Here is a 23,913-nt window from a genome sequence, read left to right as displayed (position 1 = left end):
GCGGGCCGGAGCACACCCGGACCTGCTCGACAAGGTTCCTCTGCCTCGCACCGACGCCGACGGCTCGGTATCGTCCCGGCCGAAAATGCCCGGCTGCTCGATCATCTGTGCGGGCGGAACGTCTTGCCCTGAGCGCTTCCTTCGACAGCTTGCACATACGAGCGGGCCACCACATTGACCGGAGTTCCGTCGGCGGGATCGAGACCCATGGACTCGAGTGTCTCCGCCACCCAGCCCGGCCCGACCGCGTTGACCCGCAGACCGCGCGGCATCTCGATCACGGCATGTTCGACGAATGCCTCCAACCCGGCATTGACCAGCGCACCGAACGAACCGCCCACCATCGGACGTGCGAACACGCCACTGGTCAAGGTGATCGAACCTCCATCCCGAAGGTGTTGGATCGCGCGCCGGACCAGGTGCAGTTGCCCGAACAGCTTGCCTTGCAGGCCGCGGATGAAATCGTCGTCGGAGTCCAACGCGGTCAGTTTGCCGCTGGCGGCGGTGACCACTACGGCATCGACATCACGGACCGTCTCGAAGAGCGCGTCGATCGAGGCGGGGTCGTCCAGGTCGACCTGAACCGGGCCGCGCCGAGATGCCCGCACCACCTCGTGATTCGGCTCCAACGCCGCGACGACCGCCGAGCCGATGGTGCCACTCGCGCCGACAACAATGATCTTCAACGCAGTCTCCTCGAGCTTCCACGGCGGAACCGACAGGGTCTCCAACCGACGCTTCGAGCCGATGATTCCCAGGAGCAAGCCGCGCTGTGGATTCAGCGGATGCACCCCTCATGGTCGAGCAACCAACGCTTGATCGGCAATCCCCACCGGAAGCCGCCGAGTGCGCCGCCGATGCGGAGGATCCGGTGGCAGGGCACGAAGAGGGCGGCGGCATTTCGGGCGCACGCGTTGGCCGCGGCGCGGGTGGCGTCGGGGCGGCCGGAGCGGGCGGCGAATTCGGTGTAGGTGAGGGGGCTGCCCGCCGGGACGGTGCGAAGCACCTCCCACGCGTGTAGCAGGAACTCCCCGGACCGCTGGCGAACGGGAACCGGGTCGATCGCCCGGAGGTCGCCCTCGTGGTAGGCGGTGACGGCGCCGGTCACCTCGCCCAGCGAATCTCGTTGCCGCAGTCGGTCAGGGCGCAGGGCGGGGTGGATGAGGCCGCGCAGGTTCTCCGCGTCGGACGTCCAGCCGGAGGCCAAGACCGCGCCGTCGGAGCCGACGAGGGCGGTGAACGGGCCCAGCGGGGTCTGCGTGACCGCGAAATCCGCGGTGGTGGTGCGGGTACCAACGATCTCGGTGCGGAGGGCGATGCTGGCGTTCATGGTTCGACACTGCCTTTCGTGGTGGCGAGCGCTGGGGCTTGGGCGGGTGTGGCGCGGCTGGTCAGCGCCGCTTTCCACAAGTGCATGGACAGGTACGACCGCCACGGCGCCCAGCGCGCGGTGTCGGTCAGGTCGATGCCGAGCAGGGTCGCGCCGCGGCGGACCACCAGGTCGGTGCCGAGCAGGACATCCGGGTCGGCGAGCAGACGCATGGTCACGTAGTCGGCCGTCCACGGCCCCACGCCGTCCAGCGCGAGCAGGTCACGGCGCAGATCGGCCGCGGTGCGTCCCTGGTGCAGCAGCAGTTCACCCGAGGCCACTGCTTCGGCGGCCGCGATGATGGAACGGATCCGCCGCGCCGGTCCGGTCAAGATCTCGGCTCCGCGTTCGGCGATCACCTCCGGCGTCGGGAACAGCAGCGGGATCGGCCCGTCGACCCGCTCGCCGAGCGCCTCGACCAACCGGGCGGTGTGCGTCGCGGCGGCGGACACCGAGATCTGCTGCCCGATCATGGTGCGCAGCAGCAGTTCGGTTCCGTCCAGGCAGCCGGGCACCCGGATACCCGCGCTGAACGACGGCCGTCCCGCGCCGAGCGGGTCCACCTCGGTCAGCGCATCGCCTTCGGGCGGCGACCCCGCCCCCGCGTCCGGCAGGTACTCGGTGCCGTTCTCCGGCAGTCGTTCGGAGGAAGGGCCGCCCGCCGCGGGTCCGGCGCCGAGCGCTTCATCGATCCCGACCGGATCGGCGTCCAGATCCAGCAGGTGCCGCAGCCGGGTCACCGTCGGCGCGAGGTCGCGCATGTCGTGCAGGGACAGCTCCGCCCGCACGTGGTCGCGCTGGAAGCTCAGCCGCGCGGTGGCGTGCCCGTGTGGCGTGCGCAGGTTGCTGGTGTAGGTGCGGTTGTCCCACAGTTCCATGCCCGGTACGACGTGGGCGGACAGGAACCACTCCAGCCATGCCCGGTCGAGCGGCTCCCGGTAGGGCAGCCGCAATGTGAGCGAGCCGCTGCCGGTCGGCGCCGGACGCGCGGGGACGCCGGTTCTCGCGCGCTGCGCCTCCAGCCGCATGGTGGTGGGACTGACCGCGAACACCTCGCGGACCGTGTCGTTGAACTGGCGGATGGAGGTGAAGCCCGCCGCGAACGCGATGTCGGACATGGGCATCGCGGTGGTCTGGATCAGCAGCCGCGCGGTGTGCGCCCGGTGCGCCCTGGCCAGCGCCAACGGCCCCGCGCCCAGCTCGGTGGTCAGCACCCGGGTGAGCTGGCGCTGGGAATAGCCGAGCGTGGCGGCCAGCCCGGGCACTCCGGCCCGCTCGACCACGCCGTCACCGATCAGCCGCATCGCGCGCGCGGCCAGATCCGCCCTCGTGTTCCACAGCGGCGAGCCCGGCGCGGCGTCCGGCAGGCAGCGGCGGCAGGCGCGAAAACCCGCCTGCTGCGCCGCGGCGGCGGTCGGCAGGAACGACACGTTCGCCCGCTTCGGCGTGATCGCCGGACACGAAGGGCGGCAATAGATTCCGGTGGTTCGCACCGCCGTGAAGAATTGCCCGTCGAATCGCGAGTCCCGGGTCGACACCGCCCGGTAGCAACGTTCGAAATCCAATGCCGTGATCGTCACGCACACCACAATGGCAGCTGCGACGAACCCGTGCTAGCGGAAATCGGCCAGCACCGCCCGGGGTCGTCGCTACCTCGCACAACGGGTCATGACATCGCACAACGCTTGCCTGGTCGCCGGTTGGGGCAACTACCGAATCGACGTGTGGCGGCGCGCACCGAAATTCTGCCGCTCAGCAGCAGCGATTGGCCGGATTGCGATCCGCTTCCGCATGCCGCTGCCGCCAGTACTCCCGCTCGGTCGGGATCGCGCAGCCCGGATGCCTGCGCCGCAGGTGCGCGACGTAGCGCTGGTAGTCCTGCCCGCCGAGGATCGAGTTCCACCACCAGACGGCCGCTCGAACGCCGTGGCGGCAGGCGTGGGCCGCGGCGCGCAGCCGGGTGCCGACCGGTCGCACGGACCGGTCGGCACCCGAGGTCGCGGAGTCGCTCATTGCGCGTGGACGTGGGCCGCGCCGGGGGCGCGCACCTGTCCGGTCGCGATCAACTCGTCCCACTGCTTCTGGACTTCCTTCTCCGCCGCGGTGGCGACGAATCCGCTGGGCGCGAAGATCTTCGACGGCTCCTCCGGCGTCTCGGTGGTCGTCGTCTCGCCGGAGTGCCATGCGCGGTAGGCCACCACCGCTCCGACGATCGCCACGATCAACACCAGCACCGCGAACACGATCGACAACGTGCCCTGGATGAAGGTATTGCGCACGATCGCGTCCATATCGTCCTGGGTCTTCGCCGTCAGGCAGAGTTTGCCTGCCTCCTGGGCGGTCTCGCAGATGCTGTGCTGCTTCCAGTATCCGAGCTTCGGATCGTCGGAGAAGATCTTCTGCCACGACGCCGTCATGGTCACCACCAGATCCCAGGCCAGCGGAATGCCCGGAATCCAGGCCCATTTGGCGAGGCCCTTCTTCACCACGATCACCAGCACCACGGTCAACGCCATGGCAGCGAGCAACTGGTTGGCGATACCGAACAGCGGGAACAGCGTATTGATGCCGCCCAGCGGGTCGGTGACGCCCATCAGAAGGATCGAACCCCACGCGCCGACCACGATCGCCGAGCACAGCCACGCGCCCACCCGCCAGGACGGGTCACGGAATTTCTTCGCGGGCCCGCCGAAGTTGCCCAGCGCGTCGGAGAGCATGAACCGCGCCACGCGGGTGCCCGCGTCGATCGTGGTGAGGATGAACAGCGCCTCGAACATGATCGCGAAGTGATACCAGAACGACTTCATGCTCGCGCCGCCGAGGAACTGGTGGAACACCTCGGAGATGCCGACCGCCAGCGTCGGCGCGCCGCCGGTGCGGGAGATGATCGTCGATTCGCCGACGTCACTGGCCGCCTGGTTCAGTTCCTCCGGTGTCACCGGGTGACCGCTGAGCCCGAGACCGTTGGTGTAGGCCGCGGCCTTCTCCGCGGTTCCGCCGGTGAGGCCCAGCGGCGCGTTCATCGCGAAGTATAGGTGCTGGTCGATGATGGAGGCGGTGATGATGGCCATGACCGCGACGAACGACTCCATCAGCATGCCGCCGTAGCCGATCATCCGCGCGTGCGATTCCTTCTCCAGCAGCTTCGGCGTGGTGCCGGAGGAGACCAGCGCGTGGAAACCGCTCAGCGCGCCGCAGGCGATGGTGATGAACAGGAACGGGAACAGCGAGCCCGCGAAGGCCGGGCCGGTGCCGGTGGAGGCGAAACTCGACACCGCGGGCGCCTGCAGCACCGGCAGCGTGACCAGGATGCCGACCGCGAGCAGCACGATGGTGCCGACCTTCATGAACGTCGACAGGTAGTCGCGCGGCGCCAGCAGCAGCCACACCGGCAGCACCGAGGCGAAGAAGCCGTAGGCGATCAGCAGCCAGGAAATGGTCACCGGTGAGAGCGTGAACCAGTCCGCGCCCCAATCGGTTTCCGACACCCAGCCGCCGCTCACGATGGCCAGCAGCAGCAGGCCGAACCCGATCGCGGAGACCTCGCCGACCTTGCCGGGCCGCAGGAACCGCAGGTACACACCCATGAACAGCGCTATCGGAATGGTCATGCCGATCGAGAAGACGCCCCATGGGCTGTGCGCGAGCGCGTTGACGACCACCAGCGCGAGCACGGCCAGAAGGATCATCATGATCACCAGGACGCCGACGATGGCCGCCCAACCGCCGATCACGCCGAGTTCGTCCCGGGCCATCTGTCCGAGACTGCGACCGCGTCGCTTCATCGAGACCCACAGCACCAAGTAGTCCTGCACCGCACCGGCCAGCACCACGCCGACCACGATCCAGATGGTCCCGGGCAGGTAGCCCATCTGCGCGGCCAGCACCGGGCCGACCAGGGGACCAGCGCCCGCGATGGCGGCGAAATGGTGCCCGTAGAGCACCCGCCGGTCCATCGGCATGTAGTCCTTGCCGTTCTCCAGGATCTCGGCGGGCGTGGCCAGGTCGTCGCGCGGTTCGACGATCTTTCGTTCGATGAACCTGGCGTAGAACCGGTAGGCGATGACGTAGGTGGACACCGCTGCGATCACGATCCACACCGCGTTCACCGATTCGCCCCGCGATATGGCGAGCACCGCCCAGGCTATGGCGCCGAGTACGGCGATCCCGGCGAAGATCAATTTCTTGGCCGGGGTGATCGGGGACTTGTCGACCACGCCGACGGGCGGCAGATCGGGATCGGTCCGCAGATATTCGATTGTCGCCATCGGCCTACTCTCCTGTAAAACGCGCAGGATCTTGCTGAAACACGTGACAACGTATCCGATCGGTGCGCGCCGCCGTGCCGATTCCGGACGCCGGACGGGCACCGTGAAATATTGTTCATGTGTCGGCCGTCACCACGTGATTGCCGAACGTATGCTGCCATGCGGTTCGAGGAGTTCCACATCCGCCCCGGAGGAGGGCTGTGTTGCGTGCGAATCCCGTCGCCCGGGTCCGTCGCCGGACGGTGCTCGGGTCGGCGCTGGCCGCCGGGCTGCTGGCGAGTGGCGGTTGCGGTTCCGATGACGACGCGCTGACCTTCTTCTTCCAGGCCAGGCCGGAGGAGGCTCGGGTCCGGCTGAAGATCATCGACGAGTTCCGGAAACGGCACCCCGGCATCAGGATTCGCACCATCATGTCGGGACCGGACCCGCTGCAGCAGATGCTCACCTACTGCGCGGGCGGTAAGTGCCCGGACGTACTGATGGCCTGGGAACTGCTGTATTCCGGCCTGGCCCAGCGCGGCGTGCTGCTGGACCTGAACACGCTGCTCGACCGCGATCCGCGCTACGCCGCCCAGCTCCGCGCCGACAGCTACCCGGCGCTGTACGACACCTTCGCCTACGCCGGTGGGCAATACGCGCTGCCCGAGCAGTGGTCCGGGGTGTTCCTGTACTACAACCGGGAATTGTTCGAGCAGGCTGGGCTCACCGCGCCCGCGCGCTGGCGTGACGCCTGGTCGTTCGAGGAGTTCCTGGCCGCGGCCAAGGCGTTGACCGGGACGGATTCTTCCGGGCGGACCCGGTGGGGCTTCGTCGACGCCTGGGTGCCGTACTTCTCGGCGGCTTGCTTCGGCATGAACAACGGCGCCGATTGGTTCTCACCCCCGGTGAACCCCACCAGGACGAACCTCGGCGATCCACGCTTCGCCGAAGGATTCCAGTTCTACGCCGACCTCGCCGTACGCCACCGCGTGGCCCCGAAAGCCGCCGACACGCTCTCGGTTTCGGCCCCCGACCTGTTTCGTCGCGGACGGGCGGCGATGGCGCTGGGCGGGCACTGGCTGTATTCCGAATTCGCGGGGCACGACGATCTCGCCGTCGATGTCACGGTGCTGCCGGTCGGCCCGCACGGCGGACCCGGCGCGATCACCGACGTCGGCAGTACGGGCCTGGCCATCGCCGCGGACAGCCCGCGCATCGAACAAGCCTGGGAGTTCGTGAAATTCGCGACCGGGCCGGTCGGGCAGGCGATCATCGCCTCCTCCGGCCTGTTCGTCCCGGTCCTGGAATCTGCGATGCGCTCGCCGGGTTTCGCTGCCGCGCATCGGGAGATCCGCAATCTCGAAGTGTTCACCGACGGCCCGTCCAGCTCTCGTCCCCTGCCGGTGACTCCTGCCTGGGGCAAGGTCTCCGCCTTGCTCGAGCGCGGCTCCAATCGGGTGCTGCGCGGCGCCGCCACGGCCGCGTCCCTGGACGGACGCTTCGCCTCCGATGTCGACGCGCTGCTGGACACGCCATGAACCGGGCACGGCGGTCGCGAACCGCGAGCAAAGACCTGCGCGGCGTCGCTTCGCGCTTGGCGCGACAGCGGGAACGAGCGGGTTGGGCATTCGTCGCGCCCAATGTGGCGGCGGTCGCGATTTTCCTGTTGTTCCCGTTGGTATTTTCGCTCTATCTGAGTTTCCATTCGTGGGACTTGTTCGGCCCCATGCGTTTTGTCGGTCCGGACAACTACCGGCGGCTGTTCGCATCCGACCCGTTGTTTCTCATCGCGCTGCGCAATACGGCCGTTTTCACGGTGCTGACCTTGGCGCCCACGATAGCGATCGGACTAGCCGTCGCCGCCGCGTTGAATCGAAAGCTGGCCGGTATCGGTATATTTCGCACCATCGCGTTTCTGCCGCTGGTCGCGTCGGCGGTCGCCATGGCGGTGGTGTGGCGGTTCCTGTTCACCGACGACGGATTGCTCAATGTCGCGCTCGGCTGGATCGGCATCGACGCGGTGCCCTGGCTCACTCACCCCGACTGGGCGCTGGTCTCGCTCAGCATCGTCACAGTGTGGAAGAGCGTGCCGTTCGCGACGGTCATCCTGCTCGCCGCCATGCAGGGGGTGCCCGAGACGCTCTACGAGGCGGCGAAGATCGACGGGGCGGGCGCGCTGCGGCGGTTCTCCGCGATCACCCTGCCGCTGATCCGGGGGCCGCTGTCGTTCGTCTTCATCATCACGATCATCAACTCGGTGCAGGCCTTCGACCAGGCCTACGCGCTGACCGGCGGCAACGGCGGACCGGAGACGGGGACCTACCTGCTGGGGATCATGCTGTTCCAGAACGCGTTCGGCTTCTACGAGGTCGGGTACGCCTCCGCGCTGGCCTGGGTGATCTTCGCGCTGCTGTTCCTGCTGACGCTCGTGCAACTGCGGATGGCCCGGCGGGCGGAGGTGCAGCAGTGAACACCTACGAGGTCGTGCGACGCGCGCTGCCGGTCCGGCGCGATCGCGTGATCGTCGCGGCCGGCCGGGCCGACCGGGCGATCGTGCGGCGGGTGCTGCGCGGGACCGCGGCGTATGCGGTGCTGGTCGGCATCGCGTGGTGTGCGCTCCTGCCGATCCTGTGGGCGGTGTCCGGCTCGCTGAAACGCGACGGCGAGATCGCCGACGCCGCCTTCCTTCCGCAACGGCCGCAGTGGTCGAACTACGGAAAGGTCTTCGACCTGCTGCCGATGGGGCGGATGCTGCTCAACACCACGATCTACGCGCTGTGTGTCACGGCGGGGCAGGTCTTCTTCTGCTCGCTGGCCGGTTACGCCTTCGCGCGCTTGCGGTTTCGTGGGCGCGACATGTTGTTCCTCGCCTACTTGGCGACGCTGATGGTGCCGTTGACCGTGACCGTGATCCCACAGTTCCTGTTGATGCGGGCGTTCGGCTGGGTCGACACCCCCTGGGCGATGATCGTGCCCGGCCTATTCGGCAGCGCGTTCGGCACCTATCTGATGCGGCAGTTCTTCCGCACGCTGCCCGAGGAACTGGAGGAGGCCGCCATCCTCGACGGCTGCTCTACGTGGCAGGTCTACTGGCGGGTCCTGCTGCCGCACACCCGCCCCGCCTTGATGGTGCTGGCCGTGCTCACCTGGATCACCGTGTGGAACGACTTCCTCTGGCCGCTGGTCATGATCCAGCGCGAGGATGTCGCCACCGCGACACTGGGTCTGGTCCGGCTGCAAGGCCAGTACCACACCCAGTGGCCCATTCTGATGGCCGCCGCGGTAGTCATCCTGCTTCCGCTGCTGGTGATCTACGCGATCGCCCAGCGCGCGTTCATCCGCGGCATCGCGATGTCGGGGCTCGGCGGGCGCTGAGGGGTGCCGCGGGGCTCGGGCCAGCCCAGCGGCAGGTGACGGACGGGCGTTGCCGGTCGCGTCAGGCGCCCCAGTAGGTGCCGAAGCTCCACAGGTTGCCCTCTGGGTCGCGGACCGTGAAGCCGCGCGAGCCGTAGTCCTCGTCGCGCAGGCCACGGACCACCTCGGCGCCCGCGGCGGTGGCCCGGGCGAACAGGACGTCCGGTTCCTCGCAGACCAGGTACACCGAGTCGGTGCCGGTCGGGCGGCTGCCGAACGGTCCATCGTCCTTGCCCGCCGAGCCGAACATGATGCCGCCGCCCAGCGGCCAGCGCAGTTCGGCGTGCTCGACGATCGACGGGTCGTCGTCGCGGGCGTAGAGCGCGGCTTCCCGGAAGCCGAACGCCTCGACGAGGAAGGTGGCCATGGCGCGGGCATCGCGGAAGGTCAGCGTGGGCCAGACGGCGGTGCGGGTGCTGGTTTCTGTCGGATTCGTCATGTGCCCATCGTCATCCGGCGAACTCGTCGGTGGCTTGTACGGATGGAACCTCCTCGGCCAGCCAGCTCGTCGGGCTCGTGCCCGCCAGGTCGGCGAAGTCACGATCCAGATGGGCCTGGTCGTAGTACCCGCAGGCGGCGGCCACCTGGGCGATGGTGATGTACGAGGGTGTATGCGCGAGAATCCGGCGCGCTCGTTCGAACCGGGTGATCCGCGCGGCGAGCTTCGGACTCAAGCCGAACTCGCGGTTGAACCGGCGCGTCAGGTGCTGCCTGCTCCATCCGATCTCCTCGGCCAGCGGACCGACCGCGACGCCTCCGCCCGAATCGACCACGGTGCGCCACGCCCAGGCCAGTTCGGGACCGACCGCGCGATCCGGGTCGGCGAGCGCCGAGAGCACCCGATCACAGGCGGAGAAGCGTTCCGGCCAGGTCGGCGCGTATTGCAACCGCTCCCACAGCTCCAAGCCGACGGGACCGACCACGTCGGAGAATTCGACCGTCGTATCCCACAGCGCCGCCGCGGGCAGCCCGAAAAGGGTGCGGCATCCCAGGGGCGTCAGCTCCACGGCCACACCTTCCTGGTGACCGTTGTGCGCGATCAGCGCCGTGCTCGCCTGCAAGCCGCTCAGCACACAGCGGTAGTCCTGCGGAGATTGTCGCGGATCGGTCTGCTCGACGACATCGATCGTCGGGCCGATCGCGACGATGAAAGTCATGTGCCGAGAGGGCAACCCGCGATGGATCGACGCGGTGAACCCGGACATGCGATACCCGATGTAGCGGTCGATGAACGCCGCGAGCACCGGTGCCGGACGCGCCGTCACCACCTCCGTGGTCGGCTCCATACGGGCCACGCTACGCCGGGGGACCGACATCGCAAGGTGAGCAGGGCTGACACGACATCTCTCCACCGATACCGGGCCACGGTGAGATGTACCACTACAGCGCGTAGTGGACTGTGGTAACCCGCTGCGCGCCGGTTACCGTTGCGCCTCCTAACGATTTCTGGAGGTGCGATGCGGCGGGTGCAGTACGAGCGCAGCGGTGGTCCCGAGGTGCTCGAGCTCGTCTCGGTCGAGGTCCCGACGCCAGGGCCGGGTGAGCTGCTGGTCCGCGTCGAGGCGGTCGGGGTGACCCTGCCGGTGGTGCGGAAGGTGCGTGAGCGGCGCGAACCCGTCGCGCTGGGCGGTGAGATCGCCGGTGAGGTGGTCGCGGTAGGCGAGGGCGTCGACCGGTACACGCCCGGCTATCGAGTGACCGGCCTGGTGTTCGGGCACGGCTATGCCGACTACGCCCTGCTTTCGGCGGCCATGGCCTCGCCGATTCCCGACGGAGCGTCGGCGGTCGACGCGGTCGCGCTGGTGCGCAGCGGTCTGGTCGCCCTCGGCGCGCTGGACGCCGCGTCTCCGCGGGAGGGCGAGTCCGCCCTGCTCACCGCCGCCGCGAGCGGCGTCGGCCACCTCGCGGTCCAACTCGCCCGGGTGCGCGGCGCGGTGCGGGTGGTCGGCGCGGTGTCGGATCTGGCGAAGGCGGAGTTCGTGCAGAAACTCGGAGCCGACGACGTCGTCGAGTACCGCCAGGAGTCCTGGGGCGCTCCGGCCGACTATGTGCTCGACGCGGTCGGCGGTGACCTGCTCCCGCCCGCCCTCGCCGCCCTGGCCCCGGGTGGACGGTTGGTCGCCTACAGCTCCGGCGGCGGCACCGTCCAGGCATACGACCTGCTCACCGGCGCGAAATCGGTGATCGGCTTCCAAATGGCCCGGATCGCCCAGGGACAACCCGAGCTGTACGAGCACTGGCGGCAGGAACTGTGGCAGTACTTCGCCTCCGGCCAACTACGCCCCGCCGTGCACGCCGAGTTCCCCCTCGAGCAAGCCGCAGCCGCCCACATCGTCATCGAGCAGCGCGCCAACCTCGGCAAAGTCGTCCTCATCCCGTGAGGCGCGACCGCGAGTGGCGCAACCGCGGCGAGCTTCGCTGTGCTGTGCCACTCGCGCTACCGGGGGCCGGTTGATCGCCGGTGGCGCGGGTCTGCTCGTCGGATCACCGTGTGTCGCGGGGTGCGTGATGAGGCGGTTTCGGTTCGAGTATTGCGGGTGTCCTATCCGCGAAGACGTCCGCGCTGGTGACGATGCCTGACTTCGGGCGGGCGCGGGGGAGCGGGGTCGGTGCGCCGCGTAGACTCTCTTCCTCGTGAGTCTCACCCTCGGAATCGTCGGCCTGCCCAACGTCGGAAAGTCGACGCTGTTCAACGCGTTGACCAAGAACGACGTGCTCGCCGCGAACTACCCGTTCGCGACCATCGAGCCCAACGTCGGCGTCGTCGCGCTGCCCGATCCGCGGCTGAACAAGCTGGCCGAGATCTTCTCCTCCGAGCGGATCGTGCCCGCCACCGTGTCGTTCGTCGACATCGCCGGCATCGTGAAGGGCGCCTCCGAGGGCGCGGGCCTGGGCAACAAGTTCCTCGCCAACATCCGCGAGGCCGACGCGATCTGCCAGGTGGTCCGCGTGTTCGCCGACGACGATGTGGTGCATGTCGACGGCCGCGTCGATCCCGGCGCCGATATCGAGGTGATCGAGACCGAACTCATCCTCGCCGACCTGCAGACCCTGGAGAAGGCGGTCGTGCGGCTGGAGAAGGAAGCCAAGGTCAAGAAGGAGCGCAAGCCGGTCGCCGACGCCGCCAAGGCCGCCCAGGAGATCCTCAACAGCGGCACCACCCTGTTCGCCGCGGCCGACAAGGTGGACACCGAACTGCTGAAAGAACTTTCGCTGCTCACCACCAAGCCCTTCCTCTACGTCTTCAACGCCGACGAGTCGGTGCTCACCGACGAGGCGAAGGTCGCCGAACTGAAAGCCTCCGTCGCCCCCGCCGATGCGGTCTTCCTCGACGCCAAGGTGGAAGCCGAACTCCTCGAACTCGACGAGGAGTCCGCCACCGAACTCCTCGAATCCATCGGCCAAACAGAACCCGGCCTGCACGCCCTGGCCCGCGCCGGCTTCCACACCCTCGGCCTGCAGACCTACCTCACAGCAGGCCCGAAAGAAGCCCGCGCCTGGACCATCCACCAGGGCGACACCGCCCCGAAGGCAGCGGGCGTCATCCACACCGATTTCGAACGCGGCTTCATCAAGGCCGAAGTCGTCGCCTTCGACGACCTGGTCGAAGCGGGTTCCATGGCCGCCGCCAAAGCCGCGGGCAAGGTGCGCATGGAGGGCAAGGACTACGTCATGGCGGACGGCGACGTGGTCGAGTTCCGCTTCAACGTCTAGTTGTCATCGAGCGGGGCCCGTCTGGTGATGGCCTAAGTGCCAGCTCGGCCGCGCGCAACCCTTCCCGGGCCTATCGAGCAGAGCCCTTCTTATCTTCGTCGGGCTTCGATTGCGACCGTTCATGCAGTCGAACTCGCCGCCGAACCTGCGTGAAACTACCTTGCTTCGGCTGATTCGTGTGTGGACGGCTTGCGTGTATGCGAGCGTTGCGGCACGCCGATAGTGACGAGGTACGGTTGGCCGGTGATTTCCGCGGTTGTTTTTGATGTCGGAGAGACCCTGGTCGACGAGACTCGAGAGTACGGAACGTGGGCGGATTGGCTCGGAGTTCCTCGGCATACCTTCGCGGCAGCGTTCGGGGCGGTCATCGCCGCTGGTCTCGACTACCGCGAGACATTCCAGATCTTTCGTCCGGGGTTCGACCTCGACAAGGAACGGCAGGCACGGGCTGACGCCGGGCAGGCGGAGTGGTTCGGTGAAGACGACCTCTATCCCGATGTGCGTCCGGCGTTGTCGAAGCTTCGCGCGATGGGTGTTCGGGTCGGAATCGTCGGGAATCAAACTGCTCGCGCGGGAAAGCTGCTTCGAGCTTTGGATCTGCCTACCGACTTCGTCGCTACCTCTGACGACTGGGGTGTGCAAAAACCATCTCTCGAGTTCTTCGGCAAAGTTATCGAGGCAGCGGACAGTCCCGCTGGCGAGATCGTCTACGTCGGGGATCGCATCGACAACGATGTCGCGCCTGCGAAGCAGGCCGGTATGCGCGCCGCCTATGTGCTGAGGGGTCCGTGGGGATGGATCCACCGCAACAAGAAAGAGGTCGCTGATCTCTCGGACTGGCAGATCAGCGACCTCAATGAGCTGGCAGGCATCGTCGCCGCCGAGAACGCCGCGAGTTAGCCGACCAGCGAATTGACGGTTGTATGCCAGTCGTACAACCGTTCATCGAGGCTTCGAATGGAGGGCAAGGAGTCCCACTGGGTAAGCGTTTGCCGCACGGCCTTGATCCGTTGGAGCGTAGTCGCATACCAGTGTCGCCCGAGTAGCTCGAGGGCTTCCTCGAGGTACCGGCACGCCTGCTCCGGATTCTTTTCCAGCACAGCTGCGGCGGCTGCATCAGCAAGATAGATCGACCGCTGCTTTGCATCTTCCTCGGGCAGATCGCTGAGCACCTGCTCCAGAGTCTCCCGCGCTTCGCGGCCCCTACCGGCGAGAATGAGTGTGTGCCCTTTGAAGCCGGCAAGCCGAATTGCGGAAAACCAGTCGAACCATTCAGGTGATGGGTGGGAGTCGCTGTCGTGCTCGTTGTAGATCTTCTCGGCGTGATGGATAAGGTCGAGAGCCCGCCGGGTGTCACCGAAGCGCGTTTCGACCTCCGCCTCTACAGCGTCCAGCCAAGCCATTGTCTCGGCGTTGGCGTGACCTCTGCTCGCGAAAGCGCGTGCGGCCTGCAATCGTTCACGGGCCTCCCCAGCGCGAGAAGCGTCTTCCGAAAAGGCCGGTGCGAAGGCCATGTGCGCAAGCGCCGCCGCACCGAGGAGATAGTCCCCGGCTTCGTGCGCGGCCTGAAGCGCGAGCACGAGGCTCGGCTGTGCAAGCTCGGGCTGTTGAAGGTCGAAGAATCCCAAACGTCCCGCCAGCAGACTCGATTCCGACACAGCGCGTGCCAAGATCGCCTTAACGGGGCCGGGCACCTGCGGCAGGAGTTCGCTGCCGAACTGCGCATGATCGGCAACCAGCCGGTGCAGTCGAGCGGCCGGGGCCGACCAGTACAGGTGCCGATGGGACGCTGTGATCGCTGCGAAGTCCTTCGCCACGGAAGACGGAAGTTGCGATGCGGCTGTGCCGAACGCCTTGCGTGGAAGGCGTGGGTATGTGCTGGTAGGCGCCTGCCCTGAGCGGGGGTAACCGGCATCTTCGGCCCAAGGTGGTGAGAAGCCCAGCTCAGTGACCGGTCGCTGAAAAAGCGCCTCCAGTGCCGCTGCGTGCTCCGGATGAGGCCACGGCGGGTTGGCCGACTCCCATCGACGCACGGTCCGGCTGGCGACCTCGACGCGCAGCCCGATCTGGTGGGCAGCCTCCGTGACCGCTTCCGCGAGCGCCGTTTGAGATCGGAGACCCAGTGCCTGCCTGGCCGCGCGAAGCGAAGCATTCCCTGACGATGGCATGCGGCCAGGGTAGTCCACGGATGGGTCGCTCTTGCAAGACCTTTGGGTGCGAAGGTCCCATCAATGTCCTCTGGAATGACCTTTTAGCGGACGCCCGTTTTTGGGAATGTCATGGTGTTCCACCGGCCCGGTCTCGCGGTAGTGACGCGGTCACCCGCGCCGTGGCCTGTCCGAAGCCGAGGGAGGGAGCACGGATGACGAAGCAGAGAAGCGGTTCGCCGCAACGCGCCCGGGCGCGAATCACGGTCAGCATGTGCGGTGCTGCGTACGCGCGGGGCATGACAGGACCGATCGAACAGGTCATGTGTCTGCTCTGTCAGCGGATGGTGCCGGTGATCGATGGCCGGATCGGCGAGCATCGGACTGATGCGCCGGAAACGTGTACGTGGAGCGGTGCCGAGGTCATCGATGACCGGCCCGCGGATCTGGCCGGAGGTGTGCGATGACGCCCTCCGGCCGCCCTCGGGCGATCGGCTACTTGCGGACGGACATCGCGGGACCGCATCAGAAATGGTTGGAGACGATGATGCGGAGTCTGGCCAAGCGCCTCGGATACGACCTGTGCAAAATCATCGCGTTTTCGGTGCGGACAGACGACCCGGTCAGCCTGCTGCTCGATCAGATAGAGCGGACGCAGGCGGAGGCGGTCTTCGTTCCGGGGCGGGCGCATCTCGAGGGACATATCGAGCGGGTGATGCGTTGCGCGGATGTCATTTTCGATGCCGAGGACGTAGAGGCACGATGGCCGCTTGACGCAGCAATTGACAAGTGGCGTCCCTAGGTACCGGTGGTCGCCGACTGTCCGCTTAGAGATGAGTCCGCGTATGGCACCTACGACGTCTGGGCCTGCGGCCTACCTCGCGGCAGGGCTCAAAACCCTCGCCTGGACTATTCACCAGGGGGACACCGTCCCGAAGGCAGCAGGCGTCATCCGCACCGATTTGGACGGGTCAGCCGCATGGGCGGATGTTCGACCACAACGGCCCTGCGCTGGTGCGGCGACGAACTCGACGAAATGGCGCGCGCGACGACGTTCGAGCCGACCCGGCAGGGAAGGATGGAGCGCGTTTAGCCGCTGCATCCGCGGGCCGGTGGAATCTTTCCGTTCTCAACATATAGCGCACCGGGGGGCTTGCTGCAAGGCCCGGGTCATGCCGCAGAATCATCGGCCGAAGCTAGAACCTGCAGAAATTGGAGTAGCGAGTGACGGATACCGATGTGATCATCGTGGGCGCCGGACCGACCGGTCTGATGCTGGCGGGTGAACTGTGCCTTGCCGGAGTGCGACCGCTGGTGCTGGAGCGGCATCCGCAGCCCCGTGACACTCCGAAGGCCAGCGGTCTCGGTGGGCGGATCCTGCACTTGCTGCGCTACCGAGGCCTTCTGGACCGATTCGAGGCGGCCAGCAGCGACCCGCACCTGGCTCCCCGCTTTCCATTCGGCAATATTTATCTGGACTTCACACATCTGGCAGATCCCCCGATGCGGGCGTTGCCGATCCCGCAGCTGGAAATCGAGCGACTGCTGGAAGAACGCGCACGCGAACTCGGCGCCGAGATCCGTCGCGGACACGAGGTGGTCGGGGTGCGCCAGGACGACGCCACGGTGACCGCGGACGTGCGCGGGCCGGACGGAACCCACCAGGTGACCGCCCGGTACCTGGTGGGCTGCGACGGCGGGCGCAGCCGGATCCGTGACATGGCGGGAATCGAGTTCCCCGGCGTCACATATCCAGAGGTCAACAGGCTGGCCCAGGTCGCCGTGCATGATTCGGTGACTGTGCTCGACAACGGCGATATCGACGTCCCCGGGCTGGGCACGATCCATGCGGGTTTCACGCGGACAGACCGCGGTGTGTTCGCGTTCGCGGTCAGCTCCGGGGTTCTGTTCCTCCAAACCACCGAAGACGAGTCCACCGAATACGACGACGACGAGCCGCTGACTCCGACCGAGCTCGGAGACAGCATTCGCCGCGTGCTCGGCGCGGATCTGCCCTTGGGAGAACCGACTCGGCTGACCCGCTACACCTTCAAGGATCGGCAGGCGCAGCGATACCGCGACGGGCGGATCCTGCTGGCCGGCGATGCGGCCCATCTGTTCCCCGCCACAGGCACGGCGCTCAATGTCGGCATGCTCGACACGGTCAACCTCGCTTGGAAGCTGGGCGCCGACATCCACGGCTGGGCGCCGGCCGGTCTGCTGGACACCTATCACGACGAACGCTACTTCGCCGGTGCACGGGCACGGCTCCAGACCCGAGCTCAGGTGGCACTGCGGCGCGGACACGACCCGGCGGCCGAAGCGCTTCGGCAAGTCTTCCAGGAGTTGCTCGTCGACGAGCCGGCCTTGCGTCGTATGGGCGCCCTCGTCGGCCACACCGACATTCGCTATCCGATGCCGGGTTCCCACCACCACGCCTTGGCCGGCACGTTCGCACCCGACCTCACGTTGCACACCGACCAGGGCTTCACCAGTGTCGCGGAACTCATGCAGACCGCACGGCCCGTCCTGCTCGACCTCACCGACCGTCAAGACCTCCGCGAGATCGCCCGAGACTGGCGGCATCGGATAGACATCCACACCGCCAAAGCCGACAACAGAACAGCCGATGCCCTGCTGATCCGTCCCGACGGCCACGTCGCCTGGGCCGCCACCGTCGACGAACCCGCCGACACCGCCGCGCTCGCGCTGCGAGAAGCGCTCTCCTCCTGGTTCGGCGCACCCATGAATTCGACAGAGCCGATCATCGATCGGCCATCCTGAGCGGACAGCCGCCAAGAGAACACACCGCTCGACGCGTCACTGACGAACAACCCGTGATGCCGACGGTGCGGGCCGGTAGTTTCGCCGCGCCCGCACCGTTCGGTCACTTGACTCGAGGTGTCGGCATCGGCGATGGCGCACCTGAGTTATGTGGGCTACTTCGGATCATGCACTCGTTCAGCGAGATCCGCGAGGGGATCCGCATCGCAGCCCGCGTGGCGTCGAGCCGGTCAGCCGGGCTGTGGAGGGGAACGTGTTCGGCGTCGGCGGGAAGGGATGCCTGTTCGGCCGGTGCGGAAGCGAGCAGTTCGAAGGGCCGTAAGCGAAGGCTCGCCTGGCGAACTCGCTCGCTGATTCGCTATGAGCGGTACACGGGGAAGAGTGCGTCGGCTCGGATTGACCTCAACTGGCCTTGATGTTCGAGGATCGAGGGATGAGCATTCTGTTTCACAACACCATGCGGATCACCGAAGGTCACCTCGAACAGTTCGAGGCGGCTGTGCAGCGGGCGGTGGCATTCGTCGAGGAACATGGCCCGCAGCTGATGGTGCAGGTCTTTCTCGACGAAGAACGCGGCGTGGCCCACAGCTTCCAGCTCTATCGCGACTCCGAAGCCGTGCTCGCGCACTGGAAGATGTCCGATCCCTACATCAAGGACGTCATGGCGCACTGCGAGGTGCAGTCGTTCGAGACCTACGGTGAGATGTCCGACGAGGTGCTCGCCGGCCTGCGTTCCGGCCCGGCCGGCGAGGCGACGGTACGGCCACTGCTCACGGGTTTCACCCGGTTCTGACCTTCGTCGTTCAGGTCGCGCAACGTTCGGCTACGAACCTCTATCTGTGCAGTAGCGGGTTGTGTTCGCCGAGCCAGGACTGCCACCGAACCCCGGGCAACCGTCGATGCACCGCATCGATGAAACACTTCGCCCCGGAATGTCGCGCGCCGCAGAGTGATGTCGAGGGGGATGAACCTCTCGCAGCGCAAGGCCGCTATCTACTCCCATGGGCGGGAAAAGTCCATCCCCTGCTGCGCGATACTCGTGAGTGTCCGAAGTGGCAGGCCGCGCGGGGCCTCATGAGGTTGATCAGGCGTGAGGTGATGATGCCGGTGTTCGCAGAGCCGACCGGGAGCGGCGTTCCCGAGGCCCAGGTGCCTCGATGAGCCCGGAACGCTGGGTGGTGAAGCTCGACCCACCCACTGGCGTGCGCCCCTGGTTCATCGAGTTCCTCGCGGCGGCGCGGGAGGCAATTCAGACTTCCGCGGATCTGCTGGCGACGGGTACGCCTTCGCAGGCCCCGGATATGCTGAAGTTGTTGCGCGATGAGAAGCTCATCACCGGTGACGAGGACAACTCGGCCTTGGCCAAGGGCTACTCCGAACGCGCACGCGAGTTCAGCGACCTCAAAGAGGAAATTCATAAGCAGGACGCCAACGTCGACCTGTCCGCCTACGGCGCATACGACATCTCGAGCGGCACTTTCGTGGCGGTCAAGCAACACGTCAAAGCTTTGCAGGATGCGCTCAGAGATATCACGGGCCCGAGTCCCGGCAAGGAGTTCATCGACCTCGACCTCGAGTTCAGGCTGGCGAACACCGTGCTGCGGACGATCGACAAGGTGCACGACGAGATCGAGAAGGCCAACGACCGCGTGCAGGCTCACGCGAACGACATCAAAGGTTCCGTGCCGACACACACCCCGGCCTACACTCCGGCGTCAGCGCCCCGTAACTACGTGCCGAGCAACTACATGCAGCGCAGTTATACGCCGGATTCGAGCTTCGTGCCCGCCGCGACGGCCGCCGACTACTCCCGCTACCAGGGCAACGTCTCGGTCGACGCCGCCATCGAGGGTGCGCTCGACGCGCTGGGTATCACCGATCCAGTGGCCCGCGAGTACTGGAAGCAGGGTTACCGGGTCCTGATTCAACGGGAATCGGGCAATGACCCCAACGCGGTCAACAACTGGGACAGCAACGCCGCAGCGGGAAGAGCGTCCAGGGGGCTTACGCAGACCATCCCCAGCACCTTCCAGGCCTACCACGTGGCCGGAACGTCCAACAACATCCACGATCCGGTGGCCAATGTCGCCGCCAGCATGAACTACGTCATGGAACGGTACGGCGTCTCCCGAGACGGTCACGACCTCCAAGAGAAGGTCCAGCAAACGAACCCGCGCGCTGCCGCGAAGGGCTACTGAGCCGAGTCCCGTCCCGGCGTCGACCGGCGCTGCCGGGCGGCCGACCCCGACCGCCGCGATTGCTCGTCGGGTCGAACGACTTTCGATAACGAGTTATCTTGTCGGTCTCCGGTCCAGGCGATCGACCGGTTTCTCGGAAGAGGTCGACGGCCGAGGAAGCTCTGGCGCGCTGCGTCTGGAACACTCGATCGTCGGAAAGGTTCTTTGCTGATGTTCCGTCGTTTCACGACCCAGGCGTCCCCCGGGGCGCCGCCGGTGGATGACCTGGTGGCAGGCGCGCTGCCGGACCGGGTGCAGATCGCGCACGAACGGTTGGCCCACCAGGACGACCCGGCACTACTGGAAGCACTGTCGGAGCGTGAGCTCGCCGCCTCCCGCGAGTTGGCCGAGCTCGTGCGTGACTACGAACGCCACGAGAAGCGGGCGCGTATCCAGGCGGCCGCCGATGCCGCGGAGCGGGTGCGGCGCACGGCCGCCGAGTTGGCCGAGCGCGAGGCTGCCGACCTGTTACGGGCCGCGCAGGCGATCGGTGAGCAGCGGCACAGCAGCAGTCCGCACGCGAAAGTGGCTCGCCTGCACCAGCGCAAGCCGCGGGTGCTGGGGCTGCTGGCCGGGGTGGTCGCGTTCTCGATGCTGTTCTCCGCGGTCACGGTGCAGCAGAACATCGCGCCGACCGGCGGCGCGAGCAATCCCATGTTCTGGCTGTCCTATGGCTTGGAAGCGCTGATCAGCGCGGTACTCGTCGCGTTGATGCTGTCCACCGGGGATACCGCCGAGTGGGGGGTGATCGATCGGTTGTGGCAGGTCTACACCGTCGAGGGCGTCTTGCTGACGGCGAGCATCGCGCTGAACACGTTCCCCTACTTCAGGACAGGCGACCTGGCCGGGATCGGTATCCACGCGATCGCACCGATCATGATCGGCGTCGCGCTCGTCACCCACCGGCTCGTCGCCGAGCGATACGGGCGGGCGATCGAGCAAGCGACCGCCGCCGTGCCCGACCATGAAGATCTCCAGGAACGACTTGCGGCGCTCACTCAGGTCGGAGGGGCCGGGAACCAGATCCTGCCGAGCATCCTCATGGAGCCGCCTGCGACCGCTCGCCGGGCCGGGGAGCCTTCCAGCGCCGAACAAGCTCCGGAGGCCGCGGCTGTGGCCGGGCAGCACCCCGGCGCCGATCCGCAGCAGGACCGGACCACCGCGGCCGAAGCAGGACAGCCGTCTGCCGACGAAGCACGAGCAGCTGCGCTCACCGCTGTTCCCGCGTCCGAACTCACCGAGCTGTGGCTGGCCACCACACCGTTTCCGGCGGTCGAGCGGTCTGCCGCCGGTTCCGAGTCCGGTGCGCACCCGCCCGCCGAGTCCAGTCCGGACGAGGCGGTTCTCGACGCACGGTTGGCGGCGGCGGTGCGCCAGACGCTCGACCGCATCCGCTTCAGCAGGCAGCCGGAGCCGGCCGAGCGGCCGGTGGAGCATCCGACCGACGCAGCGACCGAGCCGAGTGCCTCTGAAATCGCGGAGACGGCCGACGAGCACGGTGCACGACAGGAGCCTTCCGAGGCCCACTCCGAGTCGATTGCCCGTGACGTGGCGCAGGAGGTCACCGTGCCCGGGGCCGACTCCGAGCATGTCGTGCGCTCGGAGACCGTTGCGCCGAACGGCCGTGCGCTGGAGCCGATCGGTGCGGGCGTGGCTCAGCACTACGCCCCCAGCGGGGACGACAACGGTCGTCCGGCGCGGATGGAGCAGGTAACGCCGGTCGTGGCCGTGGACAAGGCGCCGATTGTGGAGGAAGCTGCCGGAACAGCGGCCGCCACAGCACCGCGCGTGGTCAACGAACGGCAGCTCACCACCCGTTAGCCCGCACGCCGCAGGGATACCCGTCTGACTTTCGAAGGCGGTCGGCGACAGCGCTGCTCCGCGGGTTGGCGCTGCATGGTCGGGGTGGTTCTGCATGCGAGACGACTACCCATGCGGAGGCTTGTCCGCTGTGGTGGTCTCTCGTGACCGGCGCCGAGCGATCTCAGCCCTGAGCCTGCAAACTCCACTCGCGCCCGTCGGGATCCCGCACCGTCATTTCCTTTGTCCCGTAATGGGTTGCCTCGAACGGTGCGACCACTTCGATGTCGCTGTTCGGCTGGAACGTGTCGGCGTCGGTGACGGTGAGTACGAGTTGTGTCCGGGGGCTCTGATAATTCGGCACTTCGGCGATGAAAACGTAAGGTCCGTCCCCGTTGCGGAACAGGCCGGAGTTGTGGTCGGTGGTGAACTCCGGCTCGTAGCCGAGGGCTTGGAAGAATCTCGCCGTCTTGCCCCAGTTGTGCGTCTCCACGTGCACGCCTTCGATGCCCGTCGTCGTCATCAACGCCTCTCCTTCAGTCCTGATCGTTGTCTTGGGCGTCGTCCAGGTAGGCGCGCAACGCGTCCGCGACCAGTGCCGACAGGGACGTGCCCGACTCGATGGCGCGGAACTTCACCTGCTTGATCAGCCCGACCGGCAAGTACACGTTGAACTGCTTCACTTCCTCGTCGCCCACTCGTCGATGCTAGCATGCTAGTAAGCTAGCGTGCGCGGCACTTTTGCGGTCGACCCGGCGGCGGAATGGCCGTAGCGTCGAATTCGTGAAAGTTCCCGCACACCTGCCCACGACCGCGGGCGAGCTTCGTTCGGCCGGGCACCTGCCGCGTGGCGTGAAAACCGAGATCCGCGAGAACCTGCTGGCGCTGCTGAGTTCCGGCGGCGACCCGTGGCCCGGCATCGTCGGGTTCGACCGGACGGTCGTGCCGCAGCTGGAGCGCGCGCTGCTGGCGGGGCACGATGTCGTGCTGCTCGGTGAGCGCGGTCAGGGCAAGACCCGTCTGCTGCGTTCGCTGGTCGGTCTGCTCGACGAGTGGACGCCCGTGATCGCGGGCGCCGAACTGGGCGAACATCCGCTCGACCCGATCAGCCCGGCCGGTCGTCGGCTGGCCGCCGAACTGGGCGACGACCTGCCCGTCGCGTGGCGCCATCGCTCGGAGCGGTACGCGGAGAAGCTGGCCACGCCCGACACCTCCGTCGGTGACCTGATCGGTGACGTCGACCCGGTCAAGGTGGCCGAGGGCCGCAGCCTCGGCGACCCGGAGACCATCCACTTCGGGCTCGTCCCTCGCGCGCACCGCGGCATCGTGGCGATCAACGAACTGCCCGATCTCGCCGAACGCATCCAGGTCGCGCTGCTGAACGTGATGGAGGAACGCGATATCCAGGTCCGCGGCTACACCCTGCGGCTGCCGCTGGACGTATTGCTCGTCGCCACCGCGAATCCGGAGGATTACACCAACCGCGGCCGGATCATCACCCCGCTGAAGGACCGGTTCGGCGCGGAGATCCGCACGCATTACCCGCTCAGCGTGGCGGCCGAGGTGGCTCTGGTCCGCCAGGAGGCCGAGCTGGTTGCCGAGGTGGGCGATCCGCTGATCGAGGTGCTCGCTCGCTTCGTGCGGCAATTGCGCGAGTCGTCCGCGATCGACCAGCGGTCGGGGGTGTCGGCGCGGTTCGCCGTCGCCGCGGCCGAAACCGTGGCGGCGGCGGCGTTGCGCAGATCCGCGGTGACCGGCGAGGGTCCCGCCGTGGCCCGTCCCGTCGACCTCGAATCCGTCCCGGCGGTGTTGCGCGGCAAGCTGGAGTTCGAGTCCGGCGAGGAGGGCCGGGAGCAGGAACATCTCACCCACCTGCTGCGCCGCTCGTTCTCCGAGACCGCGCGGGCGTTACTCGGTGGTCTGAACCTGCGTCCGCTGGCCGAGGCGGTCGGTGACGGCCATCTGGTGACCACCGGCGAACGCGTGCCGGGCGAGGAGGTCCTGTCGGCGCTGCCCGAACTGCCCGTCCTGCACGAAGTCGCCGCACGGCTCGGTGTCCACGCCGCCGATCCACCGTCCCGGATCGCTTCGGCCGTCGAGTTCGCTTTGGAGGCGCTCTACCTGGCGCGTCAGATCGCGAAAGACTCCGACGACGGTGTGGCGGTGTACGGCCGATGACCGCGGTGGCTTCCGGCGGGGCG

General features: G+C 67.3%; 22 protein-coding genes and 1 pseudogene. 13 read left to right on the top strand and 10 right to left on the bottom strand.

Annotated elements, in window-relative coordinates; all coding sequences use genetic code 11:
• Positions 1-101: 101 nt before the first annotated feature.
• The 5 genes from GVY39_RS22090 to GVY39_RS22070 all read right to left on the bottom strand — a co-directional run bounded on the left by GVY39_RS22090 (position 102) and on the right by GVY39_RS22070 (position 5,637).
• On the bottom strand, positions 102-686 hold the full coding sequence (locus tag GVY39_RS22090) for a short chain dehydrogenase (protein ID WP_159927579.1): 585 nt from the start codon (positions 684-686) through the stop codon (positions 102-104).
• Between the two features lie 92 nt (positions 687-778).
• Positions 779-1,330: a methylated-DNA--[protein]-cysteine S-methyltransferase gene (locus tag GVY39_RS22085; protein ID WP_159927577.1), complete on the bottom strand. Its 552-nt coding sequence runs from the start codon at positions 1,328-1,330 to the stop codon at positions 779-781.
• A complete protein-coding gene (locus tag GVY39_RS22080) occupies positions 1,327-2,958 on the bottom strand; it encodes a DNA-3-methyladenine glycosylase 2 family protein (protein WP_159927575.1) in 1,632 nt (543 codons plus the stop codon). The genes GVY39_RS22085 and GVY39_RS22080 overlap by 4 nt, the downstream gene beginning before the upstream one ends.
• Positions 2,959-3,121: 163 nt before the next feature.
• Positions 3,122-3,325 carry a YbdD/YjiX family protein gene (locus GVY39_RS22075; protein WP_223521814.1) on the bottom strand — a complete coding sequence of 68 codons (204 nt, stop codon included), beginning with the start codon at positions 3,323-3,325 and terminating at the stop codon, positions 3,122-3,124.
• A gap of 53 nt (positions 3,326-3,378) precedes the next feature.
• Entirely contained in the window at positions 3,379-5,637 is a 2,259-nt protein-coding gene (locus GVY39_RS22070) for a carbon starvation CstA family protein (RefSeq protein WP_159927571.1), read from the bottom strand.
• A gap of 203 nt (positions 5,638-5,840) precedes the next feature.
• On the opposite strand from GVY39_RS22070, the gene GVY39_RS22065 reads away from it, so the two are divergent.
• The 3 genes from GVY39_RS22065 to GVY39_RS22055 are packed head-to-tail and all read left to right on the top strand — an operon-like array spanning position 5,841 to position 8,991.
• On the top strand, positions 5,841-7,154 hold the full coding sequence (locus tag GVY39_RS22065; protein ID WP_159927569.1) for a sugar ABC transporter substrate-binding protein: 1,314 nt from the start codon (positions 5,841-5,843) through the stop codon (positions 7,152-7,154).
• Positions 7,155-7,210: 56 nt separating this feature from the next.
• A complete protein-coding gene (locus GVY39_RS22060; RefSeq protein WP_236565596.1) occupies positions 7,211-8,086 on the top strand; it encodes a carbohydrate ABC transporter permease in 876 nt (291 codons plus the stop codon).
• A 50-nt stretch (positions 8,087-8,136) separates the two neighbouring features.
• Entirely contained in the window at positions 8,137-8,991 is an 855-nt protein-coding gene (locus GVY39_RS22055) for a carbohydrate ABC transporter permease (protein ID WP_159927707.1), read from the top strand.
• A 61-nt stretch (positions 8,992-9,052) separates the two neighbouring features.
• On the opposite strand, the gene GVY39_RS22050 is transcribed toward GVY39_RS22055, so the two are convergent.
• Entirely contained in the window at positions 9,053-9,469 is a 417-nt protein-coding gene (locus GVY39_RS22050; RefSeq protein ID WP_159927565.1) for a VOC family protein, read from the bottom strand.
• 10 nt (positions 9,470-9,479) lie between these two features.
• Positions 9,480-10,316 carry a helix-turn-helix domain-containing protein gene (locus GVY39_RS22045; RefSeq protein ID WP_159927563.1) on the bottom strand — a complete coding sequence of 279 codons (837 nt, stop codon included), beginning with the start codon at positions 10,314-10,316 and terminating at the stop codon, positions 9,480-9,482.
• 171 nt (positions 10,317-10,487) lie between these two features.
• Here GVY39_RS22045 and GVY39_RS22040 point away from each other — a divergent pair, with 171 nt between their 5' ends.
• From GVY39_RS22040 to GVY39_RS22030, 3 genes are all read left to right on the top strand, one after another.
• Positions 10,488-11,411 carry a zinc-binding dehydrogenase gene (locus tag GVY39_RS22040; protein ID WP_159927561.1) on the top strand — a complete coding sequence of 308 codons (924 nt, stop codon included), beginning with the start codon at positions 10,488-10,490 and terminating at the stop codon, positions 11,409-11,411.
• A 253-nt stretch (positions 11,412-11,664) separates the two neighbouring features.
• A complete protein-coding gene (gene ychF, locus GVY39_RS22035) occupies positions 11,665-12,744 on the top strand; it encodes a redox-regulated ATPase YchF (protein WP_159927559.1) in 1,080 nt (359 codons plus the stop codon).
• A 243-nt stretch (positions 12,745-12,987) separates the two neighbouring features.
• On the top strand, positions 12,988-13,644 hold the full coding sequence (locus tag GVY39_RS22030; RefSeq protein ID WP_159927557.1) for an HAD family hydrolase: 657 nt from the start codon (positions 12,988-12,990) through the stop codon (positions 13,642-13,644).
• Here GVY39_RS22030 and GVY39_RS22025 read toward each other — a convergent pair.
• Positions 13,641-14,561 carry a hypothetical protein gene (locus GVY39_RS22025; RefSeq protein WP_201295304.1) on the bottom strand — a complete coding sequence of 307 codons (921 nt, stop codon included), beginning with the start codon at positions 14,559-14,561 and terminating at the stop codon, positions 13,641-13,643. The two genes, GVY39_RS22030 and GVY39_RS22025, sit on opposite strands and share 4 nt — an antisense overlap.
• A gap of 793 nt (positions 14,562-15,354) precedes the next feature.
• On the opposite strand from GVY39_RS22025, the gene GVY39_RS22020 reads away from it, so the two are divergent.
• The 6 genes and pseudogenes from GVY39_RS22020 to GVY39_RS33990 all read left to right on the top strand — a co-directional run bounded on the left by GVY39_RS22020 (position 15,355) and on the right by GVY39_RS33990 (position 21,733).
• Positions 15,355-15,693: a hypothetical protein gene (locus GVY39_RS22020; RefSeq protein ID WP_159927553.1), complete on the top strand. Its 339-nt coding sequence runs from the start codon at positions 15,355-15,357 to the stop codon at positions 15,691-15,693.
• Between the two features lie 73 nt (positions 15,694-15,766).
• A pseudogene (locus GVY39_RS34535) lies at positions 15,767-15,883 on the top strand (redox-regulated ATPase YchF); the annotation flags it as partial.
• Positions 15,884-16,115: 232 nt separating this feature from the next.
• Complete coding sequence (locus tag GVY39_RS22010) at positions 16,116-17,675, top strand: FAD-dependent monooxygenase (RefSeq protein ID WP_159927549.1); 1,560 nt, start codon at positions 16,116-16,118, stop codon at positions 17,673-17,675.
• 433 nt (positions 17,676-18,108) lie between these two features.
• Positions 18,109-18,468 (top strand): hypothetical protein, encoded by a 360-nt coding sequence (locus GVY39_RS22005; RefSeq protein ID WP_201295303.1) that lies wholly within the window; start codon positions 18,109-18,111, stop codon positions 18,466-18,468.
• A gap of 364 nt (positions 18,469-18,832) precedes the next feature.
• Positions 18,833-19,873: a transglycosylase SLT domain-containing protein gene (locus GVY39_RS34530; protein ID WP_236565592.1), complete on the top strand. Its 1,041-nt coding sequence runs from the start codon at positions 18,833-18,835 to the stop codon at positions 19,871-19,873.
• A gap of 210 nt (positions 19,874-20,083) precedes the next feature.
• The gene (locus GVY39_RS33990) at positions 20,084-21,733 is read left to right on the top strand and encodes a hypothetical protein (protein WP_201295302.1); all 1,650 of its coding nucleotides are present in this window, start codon (positions 20,084-20,086) and stop codon (positions 21,731-21,733) included.
• A gap of 163 nt (positions 21,734-21,896) precedes the next feature.
• On the opposite strand, the gene GVY39_RS21990 is transcribed toward GVY39_RS33990, so the two are convergent.
• Both GVY39_RS21990 and GVY39_RS21985 read right to left on the bottom strand, forming a co-directional pair.
• Positions 21,897-22,235 carry a VOC family protein gene (locus GVY39_RS21990; protein WP_159927545.1) on the bottom strand — a complete coding sequence of 113 codons (339 nt, stop codon included), beginning with the start codon at positions 22,233-22,235 and terminating at the stop codon, positions 21,897-21,899.
• A gap of 13 nt (positions 22,236-22,248) precedes the next feature.
• Positions 22,249-22,410 carry a ribbon-helix-helix protein, CopG family gene (locus tag GVY39_RS21985; RefSeq protein ID WP_159927543.1) on the bottom strand — a complete coding sequence of 54 codons (162 nt, stop codon included), beginning with the start codon at positions 22,408-22,410 and terminating at the stop codon, positions 22,249-22,251.
• Positions 22,411-22,495: 85 nt separating this feature from the next.
• Between GVY39_RS21985 and GVY39_RS21980 the strand changes: the two genes are divergently transcribed.
• Entirely contained in the window at positions 22,496-23,890 is a 1,395-nt protein-coding gene (locus GVY39_RS21980) for an ATP-binding protein (protein ID WP_159927541.1), read from the top strand.
• Positions 23,891-23,913: the final 23 nt, after the last annotated feature.

The organism is Nocardia sp. CY15, from assembly GCF_009829295.1.
Classification (GTDB): Bacteria; Actinomycetota; Actinomycetes; order Mycobacteriales; family Mycobacteriaceae; genus Nocardia; species Nocardia sputi.
The sequence above is the reverse complement of the archived record's forward strand: the minus strand, read 5'-3'. Positions and strand labels throughout refer to the sequence as shown.